This is a genomic window from Sphingomonas sp. JC676 (assembly GCF_014489075.1).
GTDB lineage: Bacteria > Pseudomonadota > Alphaproteobacteria > Sphingomonadales > Sphingomonadaceae > Sphingomonas.
This window is the reverse complement of the sequence record NZ_JACTGR010000001.1, coordinates 741,154-755,317: the sequence shown is the minus strand read 5'-3', so window position 1 is coordinate 755,317 and position 14,164 is coordinate 741,154. Positions and strand designations below refer to the sequence as shown.

15 protein-coding genes are annotated in these 14,164 nt (G+C 64.5%); 7 read left to right on the top strand and 8 right to left on the bottom strand.

The genetic code is table 11. The annotated features are described in order from the left end of the window. The first annotated feature begins 155 nt into the window (after positions 1-155). Together IAG41_RS03505 and IAG41_RS03500 are read left to right on the top strand one after the other, a co-directional pair. Positions 156-644 (top strand): hypothetical protein, encoded by a 489-nt coding sequence (locus tag IAG41_RS03505; protein ID WP_187727170.1) that lies wholly within the window; start codon positions 156-158, stop codon positions 642-644. Further along, positions 644-1,063, top strand: coding sequence for a hypothetical protein (locus IAG41_RS03500; protein ID WP_187727169.1), 420 nt, complete (start codon positions 644-646; stop codon positions 1,061-1,063). The genes IAG41_RS03505 and IAG41_RS03500 overlap by 1 nt, the downstream gene beginning before the upstream one ends. 83 nt (positions 1,064-1,146) lie before the next feature. Here IAG41_RS03500 and IAG41_RS03495 read toward each other — a convergent pair whose 3' ends face one another. From IAG41_RS03495 to IAG41_RS03475, 5 genes are all read right to left on the bottom strand, one after another. Then, positions 1,147-1,626, bottom strand: a complete 480-nt coding sequence (locus IAG41_RS03495; protein ID WP_187727168.1) for a glutathione peroxidase — start codon at positions 1,624-1,626, stop codon at positions 1,147-1,149. Continuing rightward, the gene (locus IAG41_RS03490) at positions 1,623-2,219 is read right to left on the bottom strand and encodes a GNAT family protein (protein WP_316251074.1); all 597 of its coding nucleotides are present in this window, start codon (positions 2,217-2,219) and stop codon (positions 1,623-1,625) included. The genes IAG41_RS03495 and IAG41_RS03490 overlap by 4 nt, the downstream gene beginning before the upstream one ends. Then, the gene (locus IAG41_RS03485) at positions 2,216-2,920 is read right to left on the bottom strand and encodes an ABC transporter ATP-binding protein (RefSeq protein WP_187727167.1); all 705 of its coding nucleotides are present in this window, start codon (positions 2,918-2,920) and stop codon (positions 2,216-2,218) included. The genes IAG41_RS03490 and IAG41_RS03485 overlap by 4 nt, the downstream gene beginning before the upstream one ends. Further along, the gene (locus IAG41_RS03480) at positions 2,913-4,163 is read right to left on the bottom strand and encodes a lipoprotein-releasing ABC transporter permease subunit (protein WP_187727166.1); all 1,251 of its coding nucleotides are present in this window, start codon (positions 4,161-4,163) and stop codon (positions 2,913-2,915) included. The genes IAG41_RS03485 and IAG41_RS03480 overlap by 8 nt, the downstream gene beginning before the upstream one ends. Before the next feature lie 413 nt (positions 4,164-4,576). After that, positions 4,577-7,054 carry a TonB-dependent receptor gene (locus tag IAG41_RS03475; protein ID WP_187727165.1) on the bottom strand — a complete coding sequence of 826 codons (2,478 nt, stop codon included), beginning with the start codon at positions 7,052-7,054 and terminating at the stop codon, positions 4,577-4,579. A gap of 250 nt (positions 7,055-7,304) precedes the next feature. On the opposite strand from IAG41_RS03475, the gene IAG41_RS03470 reads away from it, so the two are divergent. Beyond that, entirely contained in the window at positions 7,305-7,775 is a 471-nt protein-coding gene (locus IAG41_RS03470; protein WP_187727164.1) for an Hsp20 family protein, read from the top strand. A gap of 197 nt (positions 7,776-7,972) precedes the next feature. Here IAG41_RS03470 and IAG41_RS03465 read toward each other — a convergent pair whose 3' ends face one another. From IAG41_RS03465 to secG, 3 genes are all read right to left on the bottom strand, one after another. Then, positions 7,973-8,626, bottom strand: coding sequence for a peptidylprolyl isomerase (locus tag IAG41_RS03465; RefSeq protein ID WP_187727163.1), 654 nt, complete (start codon positions 8,624-8,626; stop codon positions 7,973-7,975). A gap of 4 nt (positions 8,627-8,630) precedes the next feature. Continuing rightward, positions 8,631-10,262 carry a CTP synthase gene (locus IAG41_RS03460; protein ID WP_187727162.1) on the bottom strand — a complete coding sequence of 544 codons (1,632 nt, stop codon included), beginning with the start codon at positions 10,260-10,262 and terminating at the stop codon, positions 8,631-8,633. A 108-nt stretch (positions 10,263-10,370) separates the two neighbouring features. Beyond that, entirely contained in the window at positions 10,371-10,781 is a 411-nt protein-coding gene (gene secG, locus IAG41_RS03455; RefSeq protein WP_187727161.1) for a preprotein translocase subunit SecG, read from the bottom strand. Between the two features lie 228 nt (positions 10,782-11,009). On the opposite strand from secG, the gene IAG41_RS03450 reads away from it, so the two are divergent. The 4 genes from IAG41_RS03450 to zwf all read left to right on the top strand — a co-directional run bounded on the left by IAG41_RS03450 (position 11,010) and on the right by zwf (position 14,157). Beyond that, on the top strand, positions 11,010-11,360 hold the full coding sequence (locus IAG41_RS03450; protein WP_187727160.1) for a MarR family transcriptional regulator: 351 nt from the start codon (positions 11,010-11,012) through the stop codon (positions 11,358-11,360). 118 nt (positions 11,361-11,478) lie between these two features. After that, the gene (locus IAG41_RS03445) at positions 11,479-11,670 is read left to right on the top strand and encodes an SH3 domain-containing protein (RefSeq protein WP_316251073.1); all 192 of its coding nucleotides are present in this window, start codon (positions 11,479-11,481) and stop codon (positions 11,668-11,670) included. Further along, on the top strand, positions 11,667-12,608 hold the full coding sequence (gene argC / locus IAG41_RS03440; RefSeq protein ID WP_187727158.1) for an N-acetyl-gamma-glutamyl-phosphate reductase: 942 nt from the start codon (positions 11,667-11,669) through the stop codon (positions 12,606-12,608). Before IAG41_RS03445 ends, argC begins: the two co-directional genes overlap by 4 nt. Positions 12,609-12,699: 91 nt before the next feature. Continuing rightward, positions 12,700-14,157, top strand: a complete 1,458-nt coding sequence (zwf, locus tag IAG41_RS03435) for a glucose-6-phosphate dehydrogenase (protein ID WP_187727157.1) — start codon at positions 12,700-12,702, stop codon at positions 14,155-14,157. The last annotated feature ends 7 nt before the right edge of the window (positions 14,158-14,164 follow it).

Here is a 14,164-nt window from a genome sequence, read left to right as displayed (position 1 = left end):
GTTGCGCGACAACGTGGTTAACGGGGCGGCAACCATGAAGGCACGCCAAACCAGATCGCGGAACGTGAGGGTCGCCCGACCCGCAAAATCACGGTCCCATGCACAATTCGAACAATGCGCCGCCTTGCGGCCACAGAGAAGTGAGTTTGCAGCCGATGACCTCCCTCTTCCATGGCAGCGCGATTTGCGACGTCGATGCGGAAGGCAATGTCACGGTTCCCGAATTTCTCGCCGACGCCCTTGCCGCCGATAACGCCGATCTCGTGGTCGCCAAGCATGACACCGATGCGTGCCTGGTCGGCTATGGCCGCGAACGGCTGAGCGAATTGCATGCACGCACCGAGCGCCGCCGTCAGGCCGAAGAGGATCGCGGCGAGGACGCCCGCAAACATTATCACCGCATGCGCCGCACCTTCGGCCTCGCCGACCGGATGCCGCATGGCGACAACAAGATCCGCATTCCTGCCGTGATGCGCCATCTCGGCAAGATCGACCGTCTCGCGCTGTTCGTAGGCGCCGGCGACAGCTTCGAAATCTGGAACCCCGATCTCGCGCTGCAGAGCGACGACGCGATGTTCCGCGAGCTTGCCGCATTCCGCCTTCGGGCGCGGCGTGACAACCACAACACCAAGGGAGTGCAGTAGTGACGTTGCTTTGCTCGATCGCCGGCCATTCGGCACAGACCACGCATCGCCGGAATCAGGGTCTCGATTTCAGCATCTGCCATCATTGCGGCTGCGATCTGATCCGCACGGCGCTTGGCGACTGGACCCAGGTGCCCAAGGGAATGCGCGTGGTATGGCGCGAGCCGGCCCGTTTCGCCGACGGCCCTTCGGTGCGCGACCGGTTCGACGCGATGGGCCGCCCGCCGCGCCGCCGCGCGCCACGCAATGCCCGCCCTGCCCCGCGCCGCGATCCGCGCGGACGCCCATTGGAAGGCGTGACCGCGATGTTCGGCATTCTCGCCAATCTGGGCCGGTTCGTAGGCGGCGACATTCCCGAAGACGTGCAGGGCGCGGCTTCACGCGGCAAGCCCATCCATCTCCCCGGCTCGCTTCACTGAGATACGGCGGCCGCTCCAACGGGGCTCGGAGCGGTCGTCAAGGCGCGGTGACGGGTTCCTCCTCCCCGTCACTGCGCCCGAATTCACAACAGCTTCTCGATCGCGCCTTCGATATCCTTCGGCGCAGTGGTCGGCGCATAGCGATCAACCACCTTGCCCGAACGATCGACCAGGAACTTGGTGAAATTCCACTTGATCGCCTTGGAGCCCAGCAGGCCCGGCGCTTCCTTCTTCAGATATTCGAACAGCGGCGCCGCATCGTCGCCATTGACGTCGATCTTGGCGAAGACCGGGAAGCTCACATCATAGGTCAGCGAGCAGAAGTTCGCGATTTCCTCCGCATCTCCCGGCTCTTGGCCACCGAATTGGTTGCAAGGGAAGCCGAGGACCGCGAACCCCTGGTCCTTGTGGGCGCGATAGAGTTCTTCCAATCCGGCATATTGCGGGGTGAAGCCGCATTTGGAGGCAGTGTTGACGATCAGCATCACCTGGCCGTCATAGCCCGAGAGATCGGTCTGGTTGCCGTCGGCGGTGCGGATGGGAATTTCGGTGATCTTCGTCATGCGCCGTCTCCGTCATATCTGGCCATCAGCCGGTCAAGGTTGCGCCGCACGCCCGGCCATTCGTGCGCAAGGATGCTGTAGACGACGCTGTCGCGCAAATGCTCGCCCAGGATCAGGTGGCCGCGCAGCACGCCGTCCATCCGCGCGCCGAGCCGCTCGATCGCGCGGCGCGAGGCGAAGTTGAGGAAATCGGTGCGGAGCTGGACGCAATTGCAGCCAAGCACATCGAAGGCATGGCCGAGCATCAAGCGCTTCGCTTCGGTGTTGAGGCCGGTGCGCTGGACGCGTTTGGCATAGACGGTGCCGCCGATCTCGACGCGGCGATGCGTCGGGCTCATCCGCATGAAGCGGGTGACGCCGGATATGCGGCCATCGGCATCGAGCACGGTGAACGGCAGCACGCGCCCCGCGGCATGCTCGCCCTCGAGCCGATCGTACCAGCGGTCGATTGTCGCTGCGGTTGGAACAGTGGTGGTGAACAGATCCTCCAGCCCGAGAAACGCCTCGACGATCGCGTCGCGATCGGCCCGGGCCATCGGACGCAGCGTGACGTGGCGTCCGGCGAGCGTTGGCACCTCAGCCCAGACATTCACTCCAGCCGGCCCTCGTGCAGCCGCACCACGCGGTCCATCCGCGCGGCGAGCCGTTCATTGTGCGTGGCGATCAGTGCGGCGGAGCCTTCGCCGCGGACCAGGGTCAGCAACTCGTCGAACACCCTGTCGGCGGTCGTTTCGTCGAGATTGCCCGTAGGCTCGTCCGCGAGCACCAGTGCGGGCCGATTGGCCAGCGCGCGGGCGACCGCGACGCGCTGCTGCTCGCCGCCGGAAAGCTGGTTCGGCCGATGCGTCAGGCGCTGGCCCAGGCCCAGCACGGTCAGGAGATGCTCAGCGCGGGCGTTGGCGTCGCTGCGCGTGGCGCCGTGGATCATCTGCGGCAGCACGACATTCTCGAGCGCGTTGAAATCGGGCAGCAAATGGTGAAACTGATAGACGAAGCCCAGGCTGTCTCGGCGCACTTCGGTGCGCCCGCCGGATGGGAGCTGCGACGCTTCCTTGCCAGCGACGCGGATCGATCCCTGGAAGCCGCCTTCGAGCAGGCCGACCGCCTGAAGCAGGGTCGACTTGCCCGACCCCGAGGGTCCGAGCAAAGCGACGATCTCGCCGGGCTGGACGTCGAGATCGACGCCGCGCAGCACCTCGATCACCGCTTCGCCCTGCTTGAAGCTGCGCTTGAGACCGCGCGTCTGGAGGACGGGCCCAGCGCCGTTTACGGCGCGTTCCTCAAAGCTATTCATAACGCAGCACCTGGACGGGGTCGGTGCTCGCCGCCTTCCACGCCGGATAGAGCGTGGCGAGGAACGCGAAGAGCAGGGCCATCGCGCAGATCGCGAAGGTCTGGAACGGATCGGTCTTGGCGGGAAGCTCGGTCAGGAAGCGCATCTCTGGGTCCCATACCTTCTGGCCGGTGACCGCGCCGATGAACCACACCACCTGCATGCGGAAGGTGATGAAGAAGAAGGCGAGTATGCCTCCCGCCCCCACGCCCAGCGCCCCGATCGTCGTGCCGACGGTCACGAAGATCCGCATCAGCCCGCCGCGCGTCGCCCCCATCGTCCGCAGCACCGCGATATCGCGGGTCTTGGCGCGGACCAGCATGATCAGCGACGAGACGATGTTGAACGAGGCGACCAGCAGGATGATCGAGAGGATCGTGAACGAGACGATGCGATCGACCGAAAGCGCCTCGAACAGCTCGCGGTTCATCTGGCGCCAGTCGGTGATCTGGCCCTTGTCGTTGACCTTGTCCTCCAGCGGGGCGAGGATCTCGCCCACCTTGTCCGGGTTTACGGTGTCGATGCGGATCATACCCACCGCGTCGCCCAGCAGCAGCAGCGTCTGGGCATCCTCCATCGGCATGATGATGAACGCCTTGTCATAGTCATAGACGCCGACTTCGAAGATCGCGGCGATGCGATACTTCACGATCCGCATATTGGTGCCGAACGGCGTCGCGACGCCTTGTGGATTGATGATTGCGATCTCGCTGCCGATCGTCGCACCCAGCGATTCGGCGAGCCGCGATCCAATCGCGATCTGCTCGCTGCCCGGCGTCAGCCGCTTGAACGAACCGACGACCTCCTTGCCCTTGAGCGTGGGATTGTCGCGGATGTCCTCGACCCGCATACCGCGGACCAAAGCGAATTCGACGCGGCCGTTGAAGCTGGCGAACAAGGGCTGCTCGATCAGCGGCGTGGCGCTGGTGACACCCGGAGTCTTCTTGACCTCGTCCAGCACGTTGCGCCAGTCGCGCACCTGGCCGCCATAGCCGTTGATCACGGCATGACCGTTCAGTCCCGAGATCTTGTCGAACAGCTCGGCGCGGAAGCCGTTCATCACGCTCATCACCACGATCAGCGCGGCAACCCCGAGCATGACCGCGACCAGGCTGAACCCGGCGACGACGGCGATAAAGGCTTCACTGCGGCCCGGCAGCAGGTAGCGGCGGGCGATCATCCGCTCGTAGCGCGAGAGTAGCATGGCAGCGCTCTAGGCCAGCAAGGCACCGGCTGGCAATGCGGAGACACCCAATTCCCAGTGACTAACGAGATGTTGCCGATTCAACACAGGGTGCGACCAATCTGTTCAAGGTGGATGCAAACCCGATGACAAAAGCTGCGTGCGGACGTAGCAAACCGGTGTCGAAGCGCAGGCAGCAAAACGGCCGTGGTTCGGGGAGGGTCTCAGCCCCGCTTGCAGGCAAGTGCAAGCGTGCGGGCGAGGCCTTACAAAGGGGGCTGACGAGCATTCGTCACGCAGGCGGCCGGGCTGGAAACAGTCCGGCCGTTTCGCGTTTCAGCACCCCCTCCAAAAGGAAGAGGGAGGCGGAACGGGCGCCGCCTCCCTCCCCTAACCTCCCCCGGCCATGGCGAGAGGCTAGCCTGTCTTGCTGGTTAGAACGATTTGCTGATCGTGAGTCCGTAGGTCCTCGGATCGCCGGGCTGACCGACGATCAGCCCGGTGCTGCCCGACTGGGTCGAGAGCAGTTCGAAATAATGCTGGTCGAACGCGTTGCGGACCCAGGCGTAGACGTTGAGGTCGTCGCGGCGCCAGCCGGCGCGCACGTTGCTGAGCGAATAGCCGTCGATCCAGGTGTAGGCCGATGGCGACGGGTTGGACGAGAATTTGGAGCGCCAGCTACCGTCATAGCCAAGATAGGCCTGACCGGAACCGACCGGCACATTGACCTCACCGCCCCAGGCGAACGCCCATTTGGAGATGCCTGGTAACACCTGGCCCGAGATGTCGCAGACCAGCGGGCTCAGGCCCGGCGTTCCTGCCGGGGCGGGTGTCGCGCCGTTGAGCGCCGGGTTGCCCCCCGAAAGCTCGGGAGGGCACGGCGCGTTGACGAAGCGCTTATACTTGGCATCGGTGTAGGCGCCATTGACGTAGAGGTTCAGCCGCTGGCTCGGGCGGAATGAGGAGTCGAACTCGACACCGCGCACGCGTACTTTGTCGGCGTTCGCCAGATAGCCACGGATCACTGTGGTCTGGCCGTTGTTCACCGTCGCCTGGTAGTTGCTGATCTCGGTCCAGAAGCCGGCGATGTTGAAAGTCACCCGCCGATCAAGGAACTGGGTCTTCAGCCCCAGCTCGAAATGATCGACCTTCTCGGGCTTCACTGTCTCCTTGGTCAGGTCGACCGCGGTATTGGTGCTGTTGAGCGGCAGGCCCGATAGGTTGATGCCGCCGGATTTGAAGCTGCGCGCATAGGTGGCGTAGCCGTGCACGTCGCGCGCGAAATCATAGGAGACGGTGAGATCTCCCGAGACGTTCCAGGCGCTGAACTCGGGATCATAGCATTGCGGCGCCAGGGTGTTGAGCTGGTCGGCGTTCAACGTGGTCGGGTTTGCGCAGGTCGCCACCTTGTTGGGATAGGTCGCGTTGTTGATGCTGACCGTCGCGATATAGGAGCCGCTCTTGCGGTCATAGTTGAGCCTCAGGCCCGGCTGGATATGCAGGCCTTTCAGCGCCTCCCAGTTCAGCTTTCCGAACAGCGCGAAGCTGTCGTTCTTGAAATGAATGTCGTTGGTGCTGGTGAGACCGTTCAACGTGTCCGGGTTTCTGCCGCCCGCGCTGGTCGGATTGAGCAGCCAGGCGCTTGCGGCCGAGCCCTGCACCTGCGAGCCCTGGGTATCGATCTTCTGATGAAAGAAGAAGGCGCCCAGCGTATACTCCAACCGGCTCGAACCGTTCGAGGTGAGGCGCAATTCCTGCGAGACCTGCTGCTGCTGCGACGGATTCTGCGAGACGGTGGTGATCGGCAGGCCGATGAAGTCGCGGTCGTTCGCCGGCTGCCAATCCCAATAGCGCCACGCCGTGACCGAGGTCAGTGTCGCCGGTCCGAGGTCCCAATTGGCGACCAGCGAAGCGCCACCGATCTCCTGGCGCGAATTGATCCGTGCATCGAGATCGGTCACGCGATCGAACGGATCGGTGCTCGGCGGCGTGTAGCCGGCCGCCGCGGCGAGCCCCGCGTATTGTCGGTTGAGCGCCCGCTGGGTCGCGCCGGTGCGTGCGTAGATCTGCACGCAGCACAGCGGGTTCTGCTGGTTGAAGTCGCCCGCCAGCGTCAGGTCGAGATTGGCGCTGGGCTTCCAGAGCAACTGTCCGCGAAAGCCCAGCGTGCTCTGACGATGCAGATACTCGTCGGTGCGGACATTGTAGATCGTGCCGCCGCGGCTGGTGATCGAACTCGATATGCGCAGCGCGACCTTGTCGCTGAGCGGACCCGACAGGGACGCCTTCGCCTGGATGAAATCATAGTTGCCGCCGCTCAGCTCGACTTTCGATTCGGGCGTGAAGCTCGGTGCGCGGGTGGTGATGTTGACGGCGCCCGCGGTGGTGTTCTTGCCATAGAGGGTGCCTTGCGGGCCACGCAGCACCTCGACGCGATCGACATCGACGAAGTCGAAGGTCGAAGCGCCGACACGACCAATATAGACCTGGTCGACATAGAAGCCGACGCCCTGCTCGATGCCGTCGTTGGTCAAGCCGAACGGCGCACCCAGACCGCGAATGTTGATCGCCGAATTGCGCGGGTTGCTCGAATAGAATTGCAGCGCGGGCTGGGATTGCTGGAGCCGATTGAGGTTGTATGTGCCGGTCTTCTCCAGCTCGTCGCCGCCGACCACCGTGAGAGCGATGGGCACCTCCTGGATGCGCTCCGCGCGGCGGCGCGCGGTGACGACGATCTCGCCACTGTCCTGCACGTCCGGGCGCGCCTGCGTGTCCTTGGCGGCAGGATCTTCCTTGGCGGGAGGGTCTTCCTTGGCGACGACGACAGGCGGGTCCTCGGGCGCGGAAATCGGCGCAGCGGCGAGCGGCGAGGTGCCGGCCATCAGCAGCAGCGCGAGCGAAGACAGGCTCATCAATATCCCCTTTTTAGTTTTGTCTTCGCTAATCTCCACTTATTTGGTGTGAATTAGCGAGCAAGGAGATGTTTAGGAAGCCGTAGCTCCGGTTGCCGGGCGCAATCGGCGCGCGTTTCGCCGCACTTGAAACGCGAATTCCGCCACCCAGATTGGGTTGGCGCGGCGCCATTAGGGCCGTGCACCGCGGCGCCGCGGAAGTCCGGGCGCCCAGGCAAGACGTTCAATTTGCTCATTGGAGGCTTTGAAAATGCGTCAGTTCGACTTTACCCCCTTCCGCCGCTCCGCCATCGGCTTCGACCGCCTGTTCGACTTGCTCGAAGCAAGCGCGCGCCAGGCCGGCAGCGAGAATTATCCGCCCTTCAATCTCGAGCGCGTCGCCGACGACCGCTACCGCATCACGATCGCCGTCGCCGGCTTCAAGAGCGACGAGATCGACATCACCGCGCAGCAGAACCTGCTGCTTGTGAGCGGCAAGAAGGGCAATGAAAACGAGAACAACCAGGGCTCGTATTTGCATCTCGGCATCGCCAACCGCAGCTTCGAGCGCCGTTTCGAACTCGCCGACTTCGTTCGGGTCGAGAGCGCGAACCTGGCCGACGGCCTGCTGACCATCGAGCTGGTCCGTGAGGTTCCCGAGGCGATGAAGCCGAAGAAGATCGCCGTGAATACCGACAGCCAGCCGAGCGCGATTCCGCATCGCGACGCCGAGGCCGCGTAACCACGGCAGCACTCGCGGCGCCTTCCTCCCTTTGGGTGCCGCTGCAGCAGGGGCGTCCGGATTTCGGTCCGGGCGCCTTTTGCTTATGCGCCGGCCAACGAAAAAGAGGAGAGGGGTTGCCCCCTCTCCTCTCTTCGTGCTCGCAATACTAATCTAGATCAAATTTCGCTGTATCAGTATCTTCCAGCGTATATTTATCACATCCGCGGTGGACCTATCAGCCAGGGCTTCACGCGTCCCGTCGGCCGCGCCACCCCGTCCAGCCGCTCGGCGCGGAGGATGCGCACCGGCTGAAGGATCATCTGCCCCTTCATCGCCTCGCGCCCGCCGCCGGTGGCCATCGCCAGGATGCGCTTAACCGTGTCCATCCCCGACACCACCCGCCCGAAAGCGGCAAAGCCTCGAGAGCTGCCATGGGCGTCGAGCGAAGGATTGGCGCCGACCATGATCGAGAAATTGCCGTTCGCCGCATCGGCGTTGGGCCCGTGCGCCATGGAGATGGCACCATCGAGATGCTTGATACCGGTCTGGTTGGTCTGTTCGAGCGGCAGCGGCTCGAGCATCCGGCGGGCATCGGTGCCGATGCCGCCCTGGATGAAGCCCAGCTTGGGATCGCCCTTTCGCCGCGCTGAGCGGTAGAAGAGCGTGCCCTCGAACCGGCCGTCATCGACATAAGCGAGGAAATTGGCGGTCGTCTTGGGCGCGCGCTTCGCATCGAGCGCCAGCACGATCGGCCCTACCGAGGTCACCAGCCGCACCCTGACCATGCCGGGGATCGCCCCGCCTTGCCGCGCCGGCGCGGCGCTGGACGCGAGGAACAGCGCGAGCAAAGCCAGAACCATCGCACGCATGAAATCAGACCAGACGCGAGTGCTTGACTGCAGCCTCAATGAAGCTGGCAAACAGCGGGTGCGGATCGAAGGGCTTGGACTTGAGCTCGGGATGGAACTGCACCCCGACGAACCAGGGATGATCCGGCCGCTCGACGATCTCGGGCAGCGTCCCGTCGGGCGACATGCCCGAGAAGACCAGCCCGCCCTGCTCCAGCACGCCCTTGTAGTGGGTGTTCACTTCGTAGCGGTGGCGGTGGCGCTCGCTGATCGAATCAGAGCCGTAGATCGAGGCGACTACGCTGTTGCCCGAAAGCTTCGCCGGATAGGCGCCGAGCCGCATCGTGCCGCCCAGATCGCCGCCGGCCTCGCGCTTCTGGATGCCCTCGGCGGTCATCCACTCGGTGATCATGCCGACCACGGGCTCTTCGGTCGGGCCGAACTCCGTGGTCGATGCGTCCTTCACGCCCTGTTCGCGCGCGCCCTCGATACAGGCCATCTGCATGCCCAGGCAAATGCCGAAAAATGGCACGTTGCGCTCGCGGGCGAAGCGGACGCCGGCAATCTTGCCTTCGCTACCGCGCTCGCCGAAGCCGCCGGGCACCAGGATGCCATGCATCGGCTCAAGCCGCGACGTGATCTCCGCCTCGTCTTGCTCGAACAGCTCGGCGTCGAGCCAGCGGATGTTGACCTTCACGCGATTGGCGATGCCGCCATGGACCAGCGCCTCGTGCAGCGACTTATAGGCGTCGGGGACGCCCATATATTTGCCGACCACGCCGATCGTGACCTCGCCCTCGGGATTGTCGAGGCGGGTCATGATATCTTCCCAGCGATCGAGCCGGGGCGGTTCGCCCGGATCGATCCCGAAGGCGCGCAGCACCTCCGAATCCAGGCCTTCGCGGTGATACTGCATCGGTACCGCATAGATGCTCTTGGCATCGAGCGCCGGGATCACCGCGGCGGTGGGCACGTTGCAGAACTGGGCGATCTTGGCGCGCTCGCTCGCGGGAAGCTCACGTTCGGAGCGGCAGACCAGCACGTCGGGCTGGACACCCAAGGAAGCAAGCTCGCGCACGCTGTGCTGGGTCGGCTTGGTCTTGAGCTCGCCGGCGGCCGAGATGAATGGCACCAGCGTCACGTGGATGCTGACCGTGTTGCCGCGGCCGAGATCGTTGCGAAGCTGGCGAATCGCCTCGATGAACGGCAGCGATTCGATGTCGCCCACCGTGCCGCCGATCTCGCACAGCACGAAGTCGAGATCGTCGATCTCGTCCTGCGCGAACGCCTTGATCGCGTCGGTCACGTGCGGAATCACCTGGACGGTGGCGCCCAGATAGTCGCCGCGCCGCTCGCGCTCGATGATCGTCTTGTAGATCCGGCCCGACGTGACGTTGTCCGACTGGCGCGACGCGACACCGGTGAAGCGCTCATAATGCCCCAGATCCAGATCGGTCTCCGCGCCATCGTCGGTCACATAGACCTCACCATGCTGGTGCGGCGACATCGTGCCGGGATCGACGTTGAGATAGGGATCGAACTTGCGGATGCGGACCCGATAGCCTCGTGCCTGGAGCAACGCCGCGAGGCTTGCCGCCATAAGACCCTTGCCGAGCGAGGAGACCACGCCGCCGGTGATGAAGATATACCGCGCCATGGGAGAAAACGCCTAACGTGAATGGACATACACCGGCAAGCGCTCGAATCCGCGCCGGCGCATTATTTTTTCGTTTTGCTGCTTTCCAGGAGGGAAAGCGGCGAACGATTACTGGCTGAAAGGAACCTGCGAGTTGCCCGGCGCCGAGCTGTTCGCGGGCGCTGCGGCCCCTGCGGGAGCCGCCGGCGCGGCGCTATTGCCGGTCGCACCGAACGGCACCTGGCCCGGTGCGGTCGTCGACAGCGGAGCCGCCGGGGCCGCTTTGCGCTGGAGCGAGGTGTCGATCGTCGCCGAATGGCGAGTCGCGGCGATCACCGCCAGCGAGATGCTCATCAGGATGAACAGCCCGCCCAGGATCGACGTCGCCCGCGTCAGGAAGTCCGCGGCGCCGCGCGCCGACATCAGGCCCGAGGGGCTGCCGCCCGTGGTCAGACCGCCGCCTTCCGAGCGCTGCATGAGAATCACCGTCACCAGCAAAGCGGCGATGATGGCTTGGACGACGAGCAGGAAAGTGAACATGAAGGACCGGGACCTGTTGCGGAAAGGCGCGACATAGGGGAGCAGCCCGGGAGGATCAACCTATGGATCCGGCCCGAACCCGCGAATCTGCGGCCCCAATGCCACATATAGCCCTCACAACCGAAACATTTCGCCATCGCACTGAAACCTAGCGCCGAGACGGGCGTTACTGCTGTGGATCCCTTGGCGTATCGGGGTCGTAACGTGTGAGTAGAAGCCGTGAACGCTATGGCCGACCAGTCCTTATCTTCATGGAAGAACACGCTGATCGACTATGTTCGTTCAGGTGAGCCCGATCTGACCAATCGGCAGATGGCGCTTTTGATGCTGGTCTATCTGGATCCGGGTCCGCATACGGTACGCGGCCTGGCGCGTGCATTGAACGTCTCGAAGCCCGTAGTTACCCGAGCCTTGAACAGACTGGGCACGCTCGGCTATCTGCGCCGCCAGCGCGACGATAGCGACAAACGAAATATCTTCGTGGCGCGTACCGCTGAAGGGGCAGATTTTCTTGCAGAGTTCGGGCACTTCCTCGCGGGCGACCACATCCAGCCCGTCGCCCGCAGGGCCAACGCGTAAGCGCTTCTCTCTCAAGGGACGTTCGATCGCCGTGGACCCGCGGGTCGACGCCGTTCGTCGCGATTTGGCCGATGTACGTCTGGCGGATCGTGTCTTCGCTCCCCATTATGCAGCGCCTATGCCCAGGACGCTTTCCGCCGCCATCTCGCTTCGCGCCGCTTCGGCGGCCGATTCGGAGATTCTCGCCCAGCTCCCGCAAGGTGATGTCTTCGAAGTGCTGGAGCTTGCCGGCGGCAATGCCTGGGGCGTCGCGCGCGGACCCGGCCTCGTCGGCTATATCGATGCTGGCGCGCTGGGGGATCCGGCGTGAGCGTCCGGGTCTTTATCGACGGCGCAGCGGGAACGACGGGCCTTGAGATTCGCGAGCGGCTCGCCGGCCGCAGCGAAATCGACCTGCTCATGCTCGACGGTACGGAGCGCAAGGATCCGGCGAAGCGGGACGAAGCGCTCAATTCGGCCGATTTCGTGATCATGTGCCTGCCCGACGACGCCGCGCGCGAGGCCGTGGCGATGATTCGCAGCGAACGGACACGCGTGATCGACGCATCGACCGCGCACCGCGTCGCGCCCGACTGGGTCTATGGCTTTGCCGAGCTCGAACCCGGCCAGGCGACCGCGATCGCCGAAGCGGCACGGGTGAGCAATCCCGGCTGCTATCCCACCGGTTTCCTGGCGCTGGTCCGCCCGCTGATCCGCGCCGGTCTGATTCCGCACGACTTCACGCTCACCGCCAACGCCGTGTCGGGCTATTCGGGTGGCGGCAAATCGATGATCGCCGAGTTCGAGGACAAGGGTTCAGCCGGATACACCGAGACCGCGTTCCGCGCCTATGGCCTACCGCTGGCGCACAAGCATGTCGCCGAGATGCAGAAGCATGCGCGGATCGAGCATCCACCGATCTTCTTGCCCTCGGTCGTGCGCACCTATCGCGGCATGGTGGTAGAAGTGCCCCTGCCCCTTCATGCCTTCACGCGCCGCCCGTCGATCGAGGCGTGCGAGAACGCGCTGCGCGAGGCCTATAAGGATTCGCCGGTGGTGCGCGTGCTGTCCGCCGACGCCCCGACGGTGACGATCGAGGAGGACGCGGGCACCGATCGGCTTTCGCTCCGGGTCTTCGGCAATGTCGAGACCGGTCAGGCGCGGCTGATCGCCACGCTCGACAATCTCGGCAAGGGCGCCGCCGGCGCCGCGGTGCAGAACCTCAACATCATGGCGGGGCTCGATCCAGTCGCGGGGCTGGTTCTCTAGACAAGCGAGCATACGTATGCCGCGCGCGGCGGCTTGATCTTTGCCGCCCGTTGGTGTCGAGCGTTCGCAGAACAACGACGAGAGGCAATCGATGCATCAGGCCGTGGGCAAATTGCTGCTGTTCGGAGCGACCGGCGATCTCGCCCAGCGGATGCTGCTCCCCTCGCTATACGCGCTCCACGCCGACGGGCTGCTGCCCGCCGGGTTGACGATCACCGGCACCGCGCGCTCGGAGCATGACGATGCAGGCTATCGCGACTTCGCCCGCAAGGCGCTCGACGAATTCCTTCCCGCCGACCGCAAGGATGACAGCGCTGTCGGCAGCTTCCTGGAACGCCTGAACTATCAGCCGCTCGACGCAGCGAAGACCGACGGCTTCGCGGCGCTCAAGGACAAGGTCGGCGATATCTCGGGTGGGCTCGCCATCTTCCTGTCGACCGCACCCTGGCTGTTCGGCCCGACGATCAAGGGACTCGAAGCCGCCGGCCTAGCCTGCAGCAACGTCCGCATCGGCCTCGAAAAGCCGCTGGGCCGCGATCTGCAATCTAGCCGCGAGATCAACGACATCGTCGCCGGGGCCTTTCCCGAGGACCGCACCTTCCGCATCGATCACTATCTCGGCAAGGAGACAGTGCAGAACATCCTCGCGCTGCGCTTCGGCAATTCGCTGTTCGAGCCGGTGTGGAACGCGCAGGGCATCGACCATGTCCAGATCACTGTTTCGGAGACCGTCGGCCTGGAAGGCCGCGCCGGCTTCTATGACGAGACTGGCGCACTGCGCGACATGGTGCAGAATCACATGCTCCAGCTCCTCGCGCTGATCGCGATGGAGCCCCCCGCCCGCTTCGACGGTACCGCGATCCGCGACGAGAAGGTCAAGGTGTTCCGCTCGTTGCGCAAGATCAGCTCGCAGGAAGCGACGCACCTCACCGTCACCGGCCAATATGGCGGTGGCGCGGTGAAGGGCGAGATCGTCCGCGACTATGCCACCGACCTCGAAAAGCCTTCGAACACCGAGACCTTCGTCGCGATCAAGGCGCATGTCGACAATTGGCGCTGGCAGGGCGTGCCCTTCTATCTGCGTACCGGAAAACGGCTAGGCGAGCGCCGCTCGGAGATCGTGATCCAGTTCAAGCCGGTACCGCACTCGATCTTCGCCGATCGCGGCGGCATGCTGCAGCCCAACGCCCTGATCATCCGCCTCCAGCCGGAGGAATATGTCCGCTTGCTGGTGATGGCCAAGCAGCCCGGGCTCGACCGCGAGGGCGTCCGCCTGCGTGAGGTTCCGCTCAACCTGAGCCTCGATACCGAATTCGCAGGCACCCGCCGCCGCATCGCCTATGAGCGGCTGCTGCTCGATCTGATCGAAGGCGACCCCACCTTGTTTGTCCGCCGCGACGAAGTCGAAGCCCAGTGGGAATGGATCGACGGCATCCGCGCCGGCTGGGACGCGAACGACATGAAGCCCAAGCCCTATGCATCGGGAAGCTGGGGGCCGTCGGCATCGGTGGCGCTCACCGAGCGCGACGGCGTGACGTGGCACGAATAAGCGACCG